The organism is Paenibacillus sp. GM1FR (genome assembly GCF_002803315.1).
GTDB classification, from domain to species: Bacteria; Bacillota; Bacilli; order Paenibacillales; family Paenibacillaceae; genus Paenibacillus; species Paenibacillus amylolyticus.
Map to the genome: position 1 here is coordinate 100623 of NZ_MKZL01000044.1, position 17340 is coordinate 117962.

9 protein-coding genes are annotated in these 17340 nt (G+C 46.5%); all 9 read left to right on the top strand.

Annotated features, from left to right (window positions below; all coding sequences use genetic code 11):
• The first annotated feature begins 415 nt into the window (after nucleotides 1-415).
• The 9 genes from PAEAM_RS22950 to pulA all read left to right on the top strand — a co-directional run bounded on the left by PAEAM_RS22950 (nucleotide 416) and on the right by pulA (nucleotide 16872).
• The gene (locus tag PAEAM_RS22950; protein ID WP_165790022.1) at nucleotides 416-2752 is read left to right on the top strand and encodes an AraC family transcriptional regulator; all 2337 of its coding nucleotides are present in this window, start codon (nucleotides 416-418) and stop codon (nucleotides 2750-2752) included.
• Between the two features lie 281 nt (nucleotides 2753-3033).
• The gene (locus PAEAM_RS22955) at nucleotides 3034-3987 is read left to right on the top strand and encodes an ABC transporter permease (RefSeq protein WP_017686861.1); all 954 of its coding nucleotides are present in this window, start codon (nucleotides 3034-3036) and stop codon (nucleotides 3985-3987) included.
• A gap of 45 nt (nucleotides 3988-4032) precedes the next feature.
• Nucleotides 4033-4905 (top strand): carbohydrate ABC transporter permease, encoded by an 873-nt coding sequence (locus tag PAEAM_RS22960; protein ID WP_017686862.1) that lies wholly within the window; start codon nucleotides 4033-4035, stop codon nucleotides 4903-4905.
• 62 nt (nucleotides 4906-4967) lie between these two features.
• On the top strand, nucleotides 4968-6467 hold the full coding sequence (locus PAEAM_RS22965; RefSeq protein ID WP_036674498.1) for an extracellular solute-binding protein: 1500 nt from the start codon (nucleotides 4968-4970) through the stop codon (nucleotides 6465-6467).
• A gap of 24 nt (nucleotides 6468-6491) precedes the next feature.
• Complete coding sequence (locus tag PAEAM_RS22970) at nucleotides 6492-7604, top strand: glycoside hydrolase family 88/105 protein (RefSeq protein WP_100529092.1); 1113 nt, start codon at nucleotides 6492-6494, stop codon at nucleotides 7602-7604.
• A gap of 218 nt (nucleotides 7605-7822) precedes the next feature.
• On the top strand, nucleotides 7823-9334 hold the full coding sequence (locus PAEAM_RS22975) for an extracellular solute-binding protein (protein WP_100529093.1): 1512 nt from the start codon (nucleotides 7823-7825) through the stop codon (nucleotides 9332-9334).
• A 338-nt stretch (nucleotides 9335-9672) separates the two neighbouring features.
• Complete coding sequence (locus PAEAM_RS22980; protein ID WP_243391441.1) at nucleotides 9673-10953, top strand: S-layer homology domain-containing protein; 1281 nt, start codon at nucleotides 9673-9675, stop codon at nucleotides 10951-10953.
• Between the two features lie 18 nt (nucleotides 10954-10971).
• Nucleotides 10972-14652 carry a DUF5704 domain-containing protein gene (locus tag PAEAM_RS22985; RefSeq protein ID WP_100529095.1) on the top strand — a complete coding sequence of 1227 codons (3681 nt, stop codon included), beginning with the start codon at nucleotides 10972-10974 and terminating at the stop codon, nucleotides 14650-14652.
• Between the two features lie 171 nt (nucleotides 14653-14823).
• A complete protein-coding gene (pulA, locus tag PAEAM_RS22990; RefSeq protein WP_100529096.1) occupies nucleotides 14824-16872 on the top strand; it encodes a type I pullulanase in 2049 nt (682 codons plus the stop codon).
• Nucleotides 16873-17340 lie beyond the last annotated feature (468 nt).

The window sequence follows — 17340 nt, forward strand, 5'->3', positions numbered from 1 at the left end:
TATGGGAAAGCAAAGTCCACTACAGGTCTATATTAAAAAATCCGCGCTGAACTCAGCGCGGAAATAGACCCGGACAATTACAATCCCGGAGGCGATTTATGATATCCGCTGTTCTTAACTAAGTACAGGGATCTGGCGCATCAAGAAATACACGTATGCCATATGGGCACAAGCGCAATGAAAGGCCAAACTCCTGAATATGAAACTTGGTTAGTTAAGAACATTCACCGACATTAAAAATCTCTCCTTTGATTGAGGAATATGCAACCAATATAAACTGGAAATTGGTTTGAAGTCAACCTTTAGAATAAATGAGTGGACTTGAATAAGAATGGGTTTTAAAATAACAATAGTAAATTAATCCAATGAAAGCGATTTATTTTAATAAACATACGTATAAAGGAGGATGCTCTTCTTGCCGAAGTATTTACTGCGTTTGCTCTGTTTTACCCTGATCCTTGGAGCCCTTCCGGTCATTGTTATTGGTTCGGTCTCGTATACGATTGCATCACGTGACATTGAACAGAAAGTGCGTGAGAGCAATCTTCAGATATTACATCAGACCCAAATGAGGGTAGAACAAGTTCTGCGCAGCCTGCAATTATCCTCCATCCAGTATGTTAATTCGCCCTTGGTACTACAAGCGATGAAGAAACCACTAGACAGCAGCGAGTTTCAGGAGATTCGTGATCTGACCTCCGGTTTTAACAACTTGCAAGCGGTTACGAACATTGACCAAGCCTATCTGGTTAATCTGGATGAAGATTGGGTCGTTTCAATGCGTTCTTTTGGCAAATTGGATGATTTCAGCATTCGAGACCGAATTGGCTCCTACCTAAGTTATACCAACAGCCTGTTCTGGGTCACTCAGAATGCTAGTTCAGCCAAAGAAAGTGTACCTGTGTCAGCAGGTATGGGTGAACTAACAACCGAACAGGCACCTGCTCTTATATCATCGGATAATGTGGTCAGTATGGTATTCAAAATCCCGATGATACCAACCAATGTGAAACCAAAGGGATTTCTTGTGATTGATATCGCCGATACGGAACTGAGTACCTACTTGAGCCGGAATACGAATTCTGGAGATATGTACGTTCTGGATCGGGAGCAGAAGTATTTTCTGAACGATATGCAGCAAGGCGGGAAATATGACGCGCTGAATAAGGAAATTCAGGAAATGGTGCAAACGACGGGCCAGCCAGAGGGTTTCTTCAGTGCGGAGGTGGAAGGTAATCAAGTGGCAGTTAGTTATAGGCAATCTCCGCTCAATGGCTGGTTATACGTGTCCGTTGTATCTCTTGGACAGATCACGGCCCAGTCACAGAAAATTGCATTGGTTACTGGTATCGCTACACTGGTCATGTTATGTGTAACGGGATTGTTCGCCATATACGGCAGTCGGCGGATGTACTCACCAATCTCCAGACTGCTGCAATTTACGAAGGGTTTGGATTCCCCAGTTGCTCCGTCAGGACGCCGTCAAGATGAATTTATCTATATTGAGGAGCAATTGTCAACCTTGTTCAGTTCGGAGAAAACGATGCGTGAGCAGATGAAGGGGCAGCATGTGCACCTCCAGGAGTTTTTTATGACCAAACTGCTGACAGGTAAAATCTCGGAAGAAGATTTCAGATATCAGGGAGAATTGTACGATTTCCCGACAGGCTGGGCGAGTCTTGGTGTACTCATGCTCCAGATCGATACCTTGGAAGGGACCCGATATGAGGAACAGGATCGCGATCTGCTGCTGTTTGCTGTCAACAATATGGTAGGTGAGCTCCTCCCTTCGGCAGTTCGGTTCACCCCGGTCATGCTGGATGATGCTCAGGTCACCGTTCTTGCCTCCGAACTCACGGATGAGGTGCAGCTGAAGGAATGGATGCATACCCAGGCAGACTGGATTCGCGAACGTGTCGTGACCTACCTGAATCTGCCCGTAAGTATTGGCATCAGTCGTTCTTACGCTTGTATCGGAGATACGCCAAGAGCGGTTCAAGAGAGCCGAGAGGCTCTGCAAGGCAGGGTAAGTCTGGGCAGCCGTATTATTTTGCATTACGAGGATATTCAGCCACGTGGTCAGATGGAGGCCGCGTTGTATACCCAGTTACGTATGATCGAGGATCAGCTCGCGTCTGCGCTCAAGCAAGGAGATGAAGAGAAAACGGACGCCTACTTTAAGCAATATTTGGGACTGCTTGCAGACAAAAAGCTTCATTTCAGTGAATACCCCGTCATTATGGTTCAGTTATTGTCTCGTGTATATCAGCTTGTGCAGGAGCAAGGCGGAGATGTAGCCGAAGTACTGGGTGAAAAAGCATCCATGTCACATTTGCTGAAGTTGTCCACATTGGACGAAATGACCAATTGGTTCCGCAAGCGGCTGTTCCTGCCCGTCATTCGTTTCTGGCGAGAACAGGAAGAATCCCAATACATGAATATTGCGAGACGTATGATTCGTTTGATCGAGGAACGTTATGATCGTGAATTGTCGCTGGAAGCCTGTGCCGCTGAGCTTAATTTTCACCCTGTCTACCTAAGTCGGGTATTCAAGAAGGAAGCTGGAGTCAATTTTACGGAATATCTCGCAGAGTACCGTATGGAAAAAGCGAAGACCTGGCTGCAAACAACAAATCTTAAAATATCGGAGATTGCTGAGAAATTAAACTATACCAACCCAACTGCATTTATCCGTACGTTTCGCAAAATTACAGGAACCACCCCCGGCAAGTACCGGGAGCAGCAGCGATAAAACAAACCTGCTCTGCCCGCCATGGCAGGCAGGCTTTTTCATGTCTGGATGAAGGAAGCAGGCCGCTTCTGTCATGAAGTTAAGACAGGAATATGGAGGTTGAAAGCAGTTCATTGCGCCTTTAAATTCTGTGAGGGAAATGAGCTAAACCCTTGCTACATAAGGAAAAACAAAAGGCTAAAACGAGACGATAGCCAGTCATTCGTTTATCCTCCACAATGAAGACATGAATTCAGGAAGTGATATTTTGTAATCGTTTCCAATGTGGGGAGGAAGACAATATGAAAGCCGAAACGGCGGCTCGAACACGGCCCGCTACCCGCAGTGACAAAAACCTGCTGTGGAGAGACATTATCAAAAACCGGTGGCTGTATATCATGTTGATACCGGGTGTGCTTTACTTTGTAATTTTCAAATACATACCCATGTATGGAATCACGATGGCTTTTCAGGATTACACGCCTTACAAGGGCATCTTGGGAAGTGACTGGGTAGGGTTCAAACATTTCCAGCGTTTCTTCGGAGAACCGCAGTTCTGGACATTATTTCGGAATACGTTTTTGCTGGCCATTTATAACATTGTATTCTTTTTCCCACTGCCGATTGTACTGGCACTCATGATGAATGAAGTTCGTCGTGAACGGTTCAAACGATTTGTACAAACTCTCGTGTATGTTCCACACTTTGTTTCCTGGGTTGTTGTTGTCGGTGTGTTCTACATGCTGTTCACAACTGAGGGTGGTGCGATTAATGAATTGCTCTATAACCTGACAGGACAAAAAGTGGCGTTCCTGCTTGAACCTGGATGGTTCCGAACGATGATTGTCGGACAATCCATCTGGAAAGAAGTTGGTTGGGGCACAATTATCTTCCTGGCTGCGCTTTCCGGTGTGGATACACAGCTCTATGAAGCTGCACGGATTGATGGTGCCAATCGTTGGCGCCAAACCTGGCATATTACATTGCCGGCCATTCGCAGTACCATCGTCATTTTGCTCATTTTGCGTCTGGGCAATTTCCTGGATACAGGCTTTGAACAGATCTTCCTGATGCTGACTCCGACAAACCGGGATGTGGGCGAGGTATTCGATACCTATGTGTACACGAAGGGTCTTACCCAGGCACAGTACAGTTATAGTGCTGCTGTCGGGTTGTTCAAATCGGTTGTCGGGCTGGCGCTTGTTCTGGGTGCCAATACGTTGGCCAAAAAATTCGGGGAGGAAGGCGTCTACTAACCCTCGGGAGCAGACGTTCTTCACCAGACAGGAGTGAACATTAAGATGCAACAGGATAAAACATGGGGCAACCGGATCTTTGATTTTCTCAATCACGGCTTGCTGCTGTTGATTGGAATCGTGACGGTCATCCCGTTCATGTATATTTTGGCCGTCTCGTTTACCAGTCCGCATGAAGTGGCTAAGGGAGGATTCATTCTTTTTCCAAAAGAGTTCTCTCTGGCTGCGTACCGTTACATTTTCTCTACAGATACCTTGATTCGCAGTCTGGGTGTATCGGTCTATATTACGGTGATAGGTACCTTTATTAACCTGCTGTTTACGTCACTTATGGCGTATCCGCTCTCCAGAAGATATTTGCGTGGACGCCAGCCCATTTTGCTGGGTGTATTGTTCACAATGCTCTTCAGTGGCGGAATGATTCCAACATACTTTGTCGTGAAATCTTTGCATCTGACGGATACGTTATGGTCGCTGATGCTGCCTACCGCTATTAGTGCATTTAACTTGATCGTACTCAAAAACTTTTTCCAGGCCATTCCCGACGAGCTGGAGGATGCAGCCAAAATTGATGGATGTAACGATGTCAGCGTATTGTTCCGGATTGTACTGCCATTGTCCATGCCAGCCATGGCGACATTTTCACTCTTTTACGCGGTGGCCCACTGGAACAGTTTCTTCAGCGCTGTTATCTATATCAATGATAGTGAGAAGTGGCCTGTCCAAGTCTGGCTACGTGAGATTGTCATTCTGGCACAGAGCCGAATCGGAGACACAAGTATCGAAGAGACCGAGATCCAGCCGCTTACCATTCGCATGGCCGTTATCGTGTTCTCCACGATCCCGATTATGCTGGTATATCCATTCCTGCAAAAGCACTTTGCAAAAGGCGTGATGCTGGGTTCGGTGAAAGGTTGAGTCGGAACATGGTTCAAAGTCAGTTCAGTATGACTGCATAAAAAAAGGGAGGTTTTCATGTTATGAAAGCAACAAAAAAGAAAGCCGTAGCTGTCTTGAGCACACTGGCACTGGTGACAGGTTTGCTGGCAGGATGCGGATCAGACGAGGGTCAGGCTGCCGAGGGCGGCGTACAAAATGTGTCCATAGCCATTGCACAGGTTGGTGATGTGCCAAGCAAAGGCAATGAAGTTCAGCAAAAGATTGAAGCGTATACCAATACCAAACTGGATATCCAGTGGATTCCGGCTTCGGCCTACAATGACAAAATTAACGTGATGATCGCTTCAAGCGATATGCCAAAAATTGTGAAAGTGCAATATAATCCAACGGTGACCAGCGCGATGCGTAATGACGTGTTCTGGGAAGTTGGCCCATTGCTGAAAGATTACAAAAATCTGTCGGCACAGAACGAGCGTTTTTTTGACAACATCAAGGTAGAGGGCAAAATCTACGGGGTTCCTGTATTCTCTGATATTGCGCGGGCTACGGTAATCTATCGCAAGGATTGGTTCGAGAAGTTGAATCTCAAGGTGCCAGCCACACCGGATGAATGGTATGAAACGATCAAGACACTGGCAACCTCCGATCCGGATGGAGATGGTCAGGATAATACGTTTGGACTAATGCTATTTAAAAAATATAATGAGGATCAATATTCCTTCACGACGCGCCTTGGCGTAAGTTTTGGTGCACCTAACAAGTGGAAAGTCGAGGATGATGGCAGCTTCACGCCGGAATTCATGACACCGGAGTATATGCAGGTGCTGGATCTGCTGAAACGTTTGTACGATGAGAAACTGCTAAATCAAGATTTTGCCGTATTCGACTCTACGGAAGCGGAGAAAAAGTATGATTCCGGTGTTGTTGGTATCCGTGTTGGTGTTGCGCAGAACGGAAAAAGTCAGCAAGAGCGTTTGTCCAAAAACAATCCGGATGGTGTGGTAGACATCGCTGGTTTGCTTGGAGCGAACGGAGATCGTGTTGCAGGACAGACGGGTAACTCGGGGATTCTGGCATTCCCTAAATCAACGGTGAAATCGGAAGAAGAACTCAAAAACCTGCTCTCCTTCCTAGATAAACTGATGGACCCTGAGATGGCGACCCTGTTGATGCGTGGTATGGAAGACAAACATTACACCAAAGTGGGCGAAGATCAGGTGGAGATGAGTGACTTCGATGCATTCCAGCGTGAAGTGAAGCCTTACCGTGATAATCTTCCTTATGTCGAAGGGTATAACGTACCGAAATTGAAGGATACCGAACTGGGTGAAAAAGGTACGGCACTTGCCAAGGAACTGGCGGAGCACGCTGTGCCAAACCCTGCGCTGACGTTATATTCTCCAACGTATGGTGACCGTGGGGCGGATCTGGATCAGGTGATTGCCGATGCGCAAACCAAATACATTATGGGCAAGATCGATCAAAGTGGCTGGGAAAAGGAAATCGAGAATTGGGGCAATGCGGGTGGAAACAAGATTCGTGAGGAATATGCCGAAGATTATAAAAAACAGGCTCAATAAAGAGCCGGAAGCGGAGGCTTGATCATGAAGGAAACAATGCAATTCACATCCGTGCGCATGGCACAGCAGTTCATGGAAAGTTATCGCAACCATGAGCTGTACGCCACTTGGCATTATGAGAACGGCTGCTTACTGAAAGCGCTGGAGGAGCTGTATACGTACACGGGGGAGCAAAAGTATTTTGACTACATCCGTGAGCTCATGGATCATTTCGTTCAGGAAGATGGCTCCATTCGCTCCTATACGATCGAGGAATATAATCTGGATCAGATCAATCAGGGGAAATCACTGTTCCTGTTGCTCGAGAAAACGGGAGAAGAAAAGTACCGCAAAGCTGCGGAGTTGCTTATGACCCAGCTTAAGGGACAGCCACATACGAGTGAAGGCGGGTTCTGGCACAAAAAGATTTATCCATTCCAGATGTGGCTGGATGGATTGTATATGGCTACTCCGTATCTGACCCAGTATGGCGCAGTGACGGGTGAAGAGAAGTGGTTTGACAAGGCGGCTCTGCAGCTCCTGCTGGTGGAGCAACGTACACGTGATCCGCGTAGTGGTCTCTTGTACCATGCCTGGGATGAGAGCAAAGAGCAGCGCTGGAGTTCGGGTGAGACGGGATGTTCACCACATGTCTGGAGTCGGGCGATGGGCTGGTATGTGATGGCGGTTGTGGATACCTTGGATTATCTGCCGGTAGATCATCCGCAGCGCGGGCAGATTGTGGGTATCTTCGAACGGGTAGCCAACGCACTAGTGCATGTGCAGGATCAGCAGACCGGACTATGGCCACATTTGTTGGATCAACCGGGACGTGAGCGGAACTATCTGGAGGCTTCCGGGACCTCAATGTTTGTCTATGCTTTGGCCAAAGGTGTGCGTAAAGGATATCTGAGTGGCAAGTTCAAAGCGGTTGCGGAAAAAGGGTATCAGGGTCTGCTACAGCATCTGCTGCAAACGGATCGTGAAGGTGTGCTGTCCTTGACGCAGTGTAATGGCGGAGCCGGTCTTGGAGGAAGCCCGTATCGTGACGGGTCCTATGAGTATTATGTGACCGAGTCCATTCGGATCAATGATCCGAAGTCGGTCGCTCCGTTCATTTTGGCGGGAGTGGAGATTGAACTCTACAAGTCCAACTAACATGTACATGAGAACGGAGAGGGCAGAAATAATCTGAGGAAGCGAAGCGTTCGCCTAAAAGCTTTCTGAAAGAAAGCTACATCGGAAGCATAGGCTATCCCCGGATTTTCCCCTTTTTAAAAGGGAATCAAAAAATCTGGGGATAACAGCGATCTGAAGGTTGTTCTGTCATCGGAGTGGTCTGTGTACATAACCTTATCCAAAAGGAGAGATGGTTCATGAGTCCAAAAGGTCCAATGTCCCGTTTAGGCGGAATCGTTGTAATTGGTGCAATGTCCGCTGGATTGCTTGCAGGTTGCGGGGGAGAAAAAACACCTGCTACAGGGGAAGGTAAACTTCCCATTTCCATCTCTTTAATGCAGGTAGGAGATATACCGGCCAAGGAGAACGGGATTGAAAAGAAGATTGAGGAATATACAAATACGGATGTCAATGTACAGTGGATTCCGCAGTCTGCTTTTGATGATAAGGTGAATGTTATGGTTGCTTCAGGCGAGATGCCGACCATTATGCGTGTGAATTATGTACCGACCACATTTAATGCCGCCAAAACGGGACTGTTCTGGGAACTGGGGCCTTACTTGAAGGATTATAAGAACCTGTCTGCCCAATCCGAAGCTTATTTTAACAATATCAAAATTGAAGGCAAGGTCTACGGTATTCCGAACTTTCGGGATATTGGACGGACTGCGATCGTATATCGCAAGGACTGGTTTGATACGTTGAAGCTGGATATACCCAAAACGCTGGATGACTGGTATGAAGTGATGCGCTCTATTCGTAAGGATGACCCTGACGGGAATGGTAAGGAAGATACGTACGGTGCACTGCTTTTCAAAAAGTATAATGAGGGTGTCTCGTCCCCACTGACGCGGATTGCTGTAAGTATTGGGGGCGTCAACAAATGGGGTGTGGATGATGCCGGGAAATTGACCCCGGAGTTCTTGACCACCGAATATGTGGATACAATGAAGCTCTTCAAGCGACTGTTCAGCGAGGGACTGATTAATAGTGATTTCCCTGCTCTGGACCCTTCTGATGCGGACAAAAAAATGGATTCGGGCCTGGTTGGCATGAAGCTAAATGGTGTGGCCCAGAACGGAAAGTCCTCTCAGCAGCGGCTTACACCTAACGCTCCGGATGGAGAAATTGATGTGGCTCCGTTCCAGGGAACCGATGGTATTCGCATCGCCGGAGAACCAGGGAACTACGGAATGCTGGTCATCCCGAAGGCATCCGTTACGGATGAGGAGCAATTGAAGCAGGTTCTCACGTTCCTGGATCAGTTGATGGATGAGGAATTAAGTGCGTTGCAGCTCCGTGGATTGCTCGATGTGCACTACAGCAAGACTGCTGATGGGAAAACCGAACTCAAAGATTTTGACGCTTATCAGCGTGAAGTGAAGCCATATCGAGATAATCTGTTAAGCATTGAAGGTTATAACGTACCTGAACTGGTTGATGTCCCAATTGGTATGAAAGGTACAAAGATGGCGCGTGAGAATGAGCAGTATGCCATTGCCAATCCGGCACTCACCTTGTCTTCGGCGATCTATACCGAGCGTGGTCAGGAGCTGGATCAGATGATCTGGGATGCGCAGACCAAGTACATTATGGGTAAAATCGATGATGCAGGTTGGGAGCAGGAAATCGCAAGCTGGAGAAAAGCTGGTGGTGATCAATTGATCACGGAATTGGAAGCATCCTACAAGGAATTGAACGGGAAATAAAGCTGGCTGAAATAAAAAAAGGTTGATCAAATGGAATGATATGGTTTATTCTATGAGTGAGTTCATTTTTCCAATATCATAAGAAAGACCACACCCTTAAAGCATAAGGCTATGAATCTGCGGATTCATGGCCTTTTTTTGTGTTTTAGGCGAATGAAGTGGGTCTCTGGAAGGAGGGGCGCACGCCTTAACGTGATGGGGATGGACGAAAAATAATACCAATAGCCTAGGTCGACATGGTAGAATATTGATTATTATGGCAAATTTAGGTTTTGGTTGTGAAGAGAAGTGACTAGGTTGACTAAGTAAAGCATCCTCATACTAAGGTACATAGGAGCGTGAGTAGATTGAAGAAGCAGATTAATGGACACGAGAAGAAGAAAAAACGGAACGGTTGGATTGTCGGGTTGTTAGCGACAGCTGTATTGGCAGGAACACTATTGCCCGTTGGACCCGTACATTTGACGTCAAAAGCGAATGCCGCATCGGGAACAAGTGATACTGCTCTTAGCAAGTTCAAAGATATCAAGGGCCACTGGGCTCAAGCGACAATTGCCAAAGCTTATGAAAAAAATCTGATCTCAGGTTACCAGGACGGAACGTTTCGTCCTAATGGCAAAATCACGCGTGGGGAATATGCGACCATACTTGCCCGTGCGACTGGACTGGAGAAGGTAGAGAGACAGAATCCCTTTGCTGATCTCAAGGGACATTGGTCTGAAGCGGCGGTTAGCCAACTTGTCGGACAAGGATTCATTAACACTGATGATTATGCCAAAGGGTTCAATCCAAATGCGGAGCTGACACGTTACGAGATGATGAAATGGATTGCCAATGGACTGATCAAGTCCGGGAGCAGCTTCCAGGATGCTTTTAACGATACAAAAAACACGCTGCTTCCCACACCGGAAGTGAACCGTGGCACCATTCGTGCTGAGCAGATTCCCTATCTTGCTCTCGTTCGTGGGACAGGCATTGTCGGTGGATTCCAGGATGGCACATTAAAACCCGCGGATTCCACCACTCGTGCAGAAGTATCGGCCATTTTACTGCGTTATATGGATGTAGAGGGCACGGATGCCGGGAAGTATAGTGACCTGAATGAGATGAGAGAGGTCGGCACGACGGGTACGAATTTAACGACTATTAGTAATTATTTTTATACTAAGAACTCAGTCAAAGTAAGTGATATATCGAAAGGAGATATAAAACTTTCTAACAAATCAGGAGTGCTTACACTTCATAGGTTTATTGTGGTGAAGGTTCAGAATGGTAAACCTCAAGGAGTATATAGCAAACTTTTTGTAGAACCCAATATTTCGAGTGGCGATTATTATCTAACATTTGCTGATTTATCTTTTATATCAAATACAGATAAGTCAGATTTGATTACCTACAGTGGTGGTTTAAATAACGGATTACTAAGTTTTAGACGTCTAGATTTAGAATTTGCTGATAAGAACGGATTCAAAACCATTCCTAATAGCCCTAAAGAACTCATCATAAAAGGGAAAAAGGTTAGATTTTGGACAAGGTCAACTCTAGATTTCAAAAATGGATCGTATCATGTTAAAGCTGAAGATGTAGGAGAAATGAAAATACAAAATATGTACCAGTAGTGAGGTGATAGCAAGTCTATGAGAAAACGAATGCGGCTGTCCGTATTCATTTGGTCCAGAACATTGCTTGTATTATTCATTATAAGTTCTTACGTGATTGGGCTATCTATAAATGATTTTGTTTACGCTGCTGCTAACGATCCGTACGGTCCAAAATCTATGAAAAGTCCTATTCTAAAATCTATTCAAGCTGAAAAGACAGTTGGTACACCTGGAGTTTACTGGTATCAAACTGATGATGGGAGATTTAGAGCAGATCACAGTGGTGGTCCAACGTATTCAAACAATGCAGGAAGTTGTACAACCCCTTATCCTGCTTTGAAAGAGGTACCGGATAGTGTTGACTTTTCACGATGGCCTGCGGTTTCTTGGCCTCAATATAACGGAAATACGCTAACATCCTCTAGTTTTAAGGAAGTAAACATCAAAAGTGTGGAATATAAAACTCAATTTGAACAGGCAACATATACAGGTGTGGGAAGGACAGTGATCACACCTCCAAGTACAGTTGTTGCTATTAAGACCTTAACTGGTGGAAATCACGAATGGACTCAGAATGATCCATTTGAAAATGGGGGAAGAACAACGGCAGGATGTCCTAAGCATAATGTTTCTTATTTTACGCCCATGGACATCATTTGGGAAGGTGATTTGGAGGAAGAAAAAGAAATCGATGTAACTCCAAATAAAACCCTTACCCTAGGTCAAACCCAGCAGATGGAAGCCAAGGTTAAGACGAAAGGTTATGGTGAAACAGATTTTAATGAGGGCATTGACGTATCCCGCAGGGAAGCAGAGATCAAATGGTTTTCTTCTGACGAGACAATTGCGAGTATAGAGTTGAAAACAGGGATGTTAACAGCTGAGAGTCCGGGCACGGTCACTGTGCGTGCAATCTGGAACAATGGTACATATCTCATCTCGGATACAGCCACCATAACCGTTACGTCTGAGCCAGGACTCGTGGTGAATTTGCCGAACGCTTGTAAAGCCAATACAACACCACTACAGGCAGAAGCAGTTCTAACCAAACCGGATCGCTCTGTTCATAAACTGACAGCTCATCCTAAATTGACGTGGCAGAGCTCGAATCCGGCTGTGGCAACGATCGGTGCTGATGGCAAAATCACGACAAAAGGGATCGTGGGTAGCACTACCATCAAAGCTCATTTTCTTGATTCTGCTCAGCAACTGGATGAACAAGGGACTCAGGTGCTTGAGGTGAAGGACTGCACGGATAATGGAGAGGGTGGTAATGATGGCGATCCGGGGGGTGACCCTGCGAACACTTGCCCTGTGACCATCAGCCCACCGAGTAGAGGCACGGTTATTGAAGCATCGGTTATAGACCCGTCTGTTCGAGGTGTGTTGAAGGCAGACGAGCGTGGATCTGAGAAGTTCGATGTTACCCGTGGTATTCCAACTTCGGAAGATCTCTATGCCAATGTTTTAGCCAAGGAATATCTGTTTCAGCACCGTTGGGTTAACATGACAGGAACGGTGACTTACACCGTTAAGGTGAAAAGGGTTTATCATAAAACCTGGACGATCCCGGGAAGAGCGTCTAGTGGTGAGGGGGATCCAGGAACACCTCCTGAGCCCAAAGAACTTGATGTGCCTGGGGATAAAAATATGCAAGTAACACGGACATATAGCTATTGGCAGATCGATAACCTGGAGGTATATAAGTTAAATGAGGCAAAGGTATCTAACTATGCGCTAGGCGGTTATGGTGACACCGTGACCCTTATGCCCAATGCATATACACCACCGACTTTGCAATCGGCTATGGATACTGCGGTTACCAATCATGTGAAACCTGCGCCATGTCGAGAAATTGATCTTGGCATCAAAGGGGTTCCTGGTGGTTCGGATGAACCGCCTACGCCAGATGAGACATCATTGTTTCAATCCAAAGCTGAAGCGGAGGTTAGAGAGAACACCGTTAATAACGACAAGGTAACCTTTAATGGAGAGACAATTATGGATCCTGCCCCGGTGGAGAAAACAACTCCAAGACCTAGCACGATCCCCCAACCTGGCATGATCGGAGACGATGTTCTGTACCAGAACCGGCTTACGATCAAGAACACGTTGATGAACAAAGCTAACCAGCCAACCACGGGCGAGATTACGTATGGACTGCTCCCTGGCAATGTTAACGGAGGGCAGGATCAGAAGTTCCCCATTCTGGGCATTAACTCGGTGACAGTACATACTCCAGTTGTGAACTATGCCTGGGTGTCAGATGATCAGCCGCATAACCAGAAGACCACGCCTGATCCGACAAGAGCTGCACTTATTTTAGAGCGTCCGTTTATTGTACGTATCCCAACTTCAGGGCAGCATCTGGATGTAGCGAGTTACCCTGGGTATGGAAACCGGGATTATGCGAAATATTTCCGGATCAAACAGGTTCGTTTCCCATTTGATGTCTATAACGGTGCCAGAAGTCAGTTTATTCCGCCCATGACATGGGTGGATATTCCGGTAAATCAGTTGGACACTCCTTTTTATCTTCCTGTATGGGTAGATGAAGGGAATTACCAGATCGAGTTTCGAAATATCGCCGAAAATGCACCTGCAAACTTCACAGAACAACAGGATGCCAATACGAATCTGACTCATCATGTCGCAGCAGATACCGTTGCTGTAGAGGTTATCGGACGATTGTATGATTTTCACATCACCGATATTTCAGACTACAACTGGGAGAATGTGTTCCGTAAGCGGATAGGCAGCCCCGAACCAACGGGTGTAAGCTACTGGACCGGAGGAAACAGTATAGACGGAGATCCCCGAGGTAATTTGGCTCCCTATGTCCTGCCTATTCGTCCTGGCAGTCATCCGGTACATGGGTTCCGAAATGCTGCAGTGAAGACGGGTTACCATTTCAAGTTTGATCTGAAAACCAAGGGTAATATGTTTGGGAAACAGGATGGTATCCGAATTACGCCGACGTTCTCTTTTGTGAGTAAAGATGGCACCACCCGGCAAGAAGTGGATTTATACTACCATCGAGGACAGGAACGACTCATTCGTATCGGATCGGCACAAGATTTAGAAAAACGCTTTGTTGTCCTGAACTCACGGTTGCGGAATGTCCCCGGTACGGAGTTAGGTGATACAGCGCGTTATCAGTATACCTATGAACTGTCGGCGGAGGAACGCAATCAGGGTACAATGGCGGAACATATGGTTCGTTTCGTGGATCAGACCTCTCATCATAAAACGTGGGTAGGTCGTTATGACTGGATGATTCTTCCTTCACAGATCCGTACACTCATTGGCCCAAAAGCAGATATTCCCTCCATTGTTAATGTGGATCGGGCGAATGCAGCGATTCAGCGCTGGTATGGGGAATATAGCTTGCCAGCAGATGTATATGCTGTACCCAAAGGAACCGATCTCGAGTCGCTTTCCAGACAAAACCAGTTGGATGAGAAGGCAATGGTATTTCTGAGGGACGGTTACATTGTGGTTAACTTCAATATCGAAACATTGCGCAGTGGCAATACGAGTGCACCGCATCTGCAATATATTCATGCACCGTTGATGAATCAATGGCAAATGGAAGGTTTTGATAACAGCCCGGTAGATGGTCAGGGGAAAAGCTGGCCGATGCAAGATGGGGACGTGGTTTTGTACCACGCCGATCAGTCCAGCCGGAATGATTTCCAATCCCAGGTACCGCATTAGGGAGATATCGTTTTACCCATAAAGAAGGCAGGCGTCATGTGAATCTACATGACGTTTGTCTTCTTTTGTGTAATTCGGATTATGGTTGGGCAGCAGAACGGGTATAAAGGGTAAGGAGCACTCGTACCATCCATGTTCATCAATTTTCTCAACGAGAGGGGAACAACACATATGATTGAAGAGGATAAGCAGGAACTATTGATTTCAGAAGATACATACAAAGGAAGAGATTTAGGTGTCACATTAGAAGCACAGTCCTGTCGCTTCAAAGTCTGGTCACCGTTCGCCGTTCAGATGGAACTACTTCTGTACCCACCTTTGACAGGGGGGAGCCCGGAGGAAGAGCCCAATCAACGGAAACAGCAGGCGTTACCTATGCAAAAGAAAGAACAAGGCATCTGGATTCTGGAACTGGAGGGTGATTTAAACAGCTACCGTTACATGTACAAGCCTACTTTTGAAGATGGACATTCAACCCATGCTGTAGATCCCTACGCCCGAGCAGTGACCATGAATGGAGAAATGGGTGTAATTGTGAGACTGGAGCAGACACATCCGAAGGGATGGAGTGAGGATATTCGCCCGGAATTGACCAGTTCTGTAGATGCAGTCCTGTACGAACTGCATGTACGTGATTTTTCCATTCACCCATCATCTGGTATAACGAATAAAGGCAAATACATGGCTTTCACCGAGACGGGCCTGCATGATTCGGAGGGCAACACACTGGGGATCGATCATTTGGTTGAACTCGGGATTACCCATGTGCATCTGCTCCCAGTATTTGATTTTGCGACGGTGGATGAATCCAGGGTGGATGGTGATACGTCTGATGCCTCCAACTATAACTGGGGATATGATCCGCTCCATTACAATGTACCGGAAGGTTCCTATGCATCACGTGCAGATGATCCGGAGACACGAATTCGTGAGTTCAAATCCATGGTGCTTGCCCTTCATAACAAGGGAATAGGTGTCATTATGGATGTGGTATATAATCATACGTTTGATACGGCAGGCAGCTCTTTTGAAAAACTTGTACCAGGGTACTACTATCGTCAAAACGCCGATGGGACCTACAGCAATGGTTCAGGTACGGGCAATGAGGTGGCTACTGAACGCACCATGGTTCGCAAGTTTATCATCGACTCGGTCCGTTACTGGGCAGAGGAGTACCATGTGGACGGTTTTCGATTTGACCTGATGGGTCTGATCGACACAACTACGATGAAACAGCTTGCAGCGGAGTTGCACGCCGAAGTATCCCCATCCATATTGTTATATGGTGAACCATGGGGCGCACTGGATTCGCCTCTTGGAGATGATATGACCCTAAAAGGAACGCAGCGCGGAGCTGGTTTTGCTATGTTTAACGATAATTTTCGAGGAGTGATCAAGGGAGACAGCGATGGCATGGGTACGGGATTTGCGACGGGCGCGGACGGGAAAGAAGACGAATTGTGGACTGGGGTCCGGGGAGCCATTCAGGATTTTACGGATGGTCCATCCGAGACGATTAACTATGTAACCGTGCATGATAATCTCAACCTGTGGGACAAAGTTGCACGTACACAAGGAATCCACGATACCTTGAATTTCCTCACCTATGACGAGGATGGAAGTATTCGTGGATGCCAGAGTGTGGAAGAGGCCGTAGAGAAGGCTAAGCCTTACCTGCAGATCGATCCAGAACACATTCTGGAGAATGAGACCGTTAGGCGTTGTCTGCTTGCCAATGGTATCGTTTTAACCTCCCAGGGTATTCCCTTGATCGCTGCTGGAGATGAGCTACTTCGCAGCAAATATGGGGACGCCAACAGCCACCAGAGTGGAGACGTAGTCAATGCCATACATTGGGAGCAAAAGCAGCTGTTCAAGCCGGTGTTTGACTATTATCGTGGGCTGATCCGTCTTCGGCGAGAACATCCAGCCTTTCGGCTTCGTACACGGGAAGAGATCGAGAAGCATGTTCGTCTAATAGAAAAAGGCAATGGGCTGCTAGCCTATGAACTGAACGGTACAGCAGCCAGCGATCCTTGGGAACGTATTGTTGTCATCTATAACGCGGCAAAAGAAAACCGTGACATCTCTGTCCCCACAGGGACATGGAATGTGATAGTAGAAAAAGGACAAGCAGGCGTTGATACGATACGCACCATACAGGACGGAAAGGTAAATGTGAATGCGATATCCCTAACGGTGATGTATTCGAATTCCTAATTAACGGAATGCTTGCCAAGAATTGAAGGGTATCAACAAACCATTAGTAAAATCGCTAACAAGGCCACGTTCTAGATATCCAATCAAATCTAATCAAATAAATTGAGATAAAACAAATCCCCCTTTCCCGTAAGAAAGGGGGATTTGTTGATGCGTCAGAAACCAATGCCTTGGTCGCAGGGCTATACATCGTCATGTCTGGAGCTTTTTTATACTGTGCACCTGTTGGTGCATTTTAATCTCAACCAAATGACATCCTGCAATTTATTCTCGTATATTCCAAACTTTTTTTGTCGGGACAGGTACAAATGCTGTCAATCTATGGCGCTTGTTTTCATATCCTATATTTTGAAAGCGATTGCTAATTGAATACGCAAATTGGACCGATATGATGAGTACAGACAACCCCGGGTTGACAAACAACGTCCCACTCCGTAACATCGGGACAACACGAAATCAATGGATATA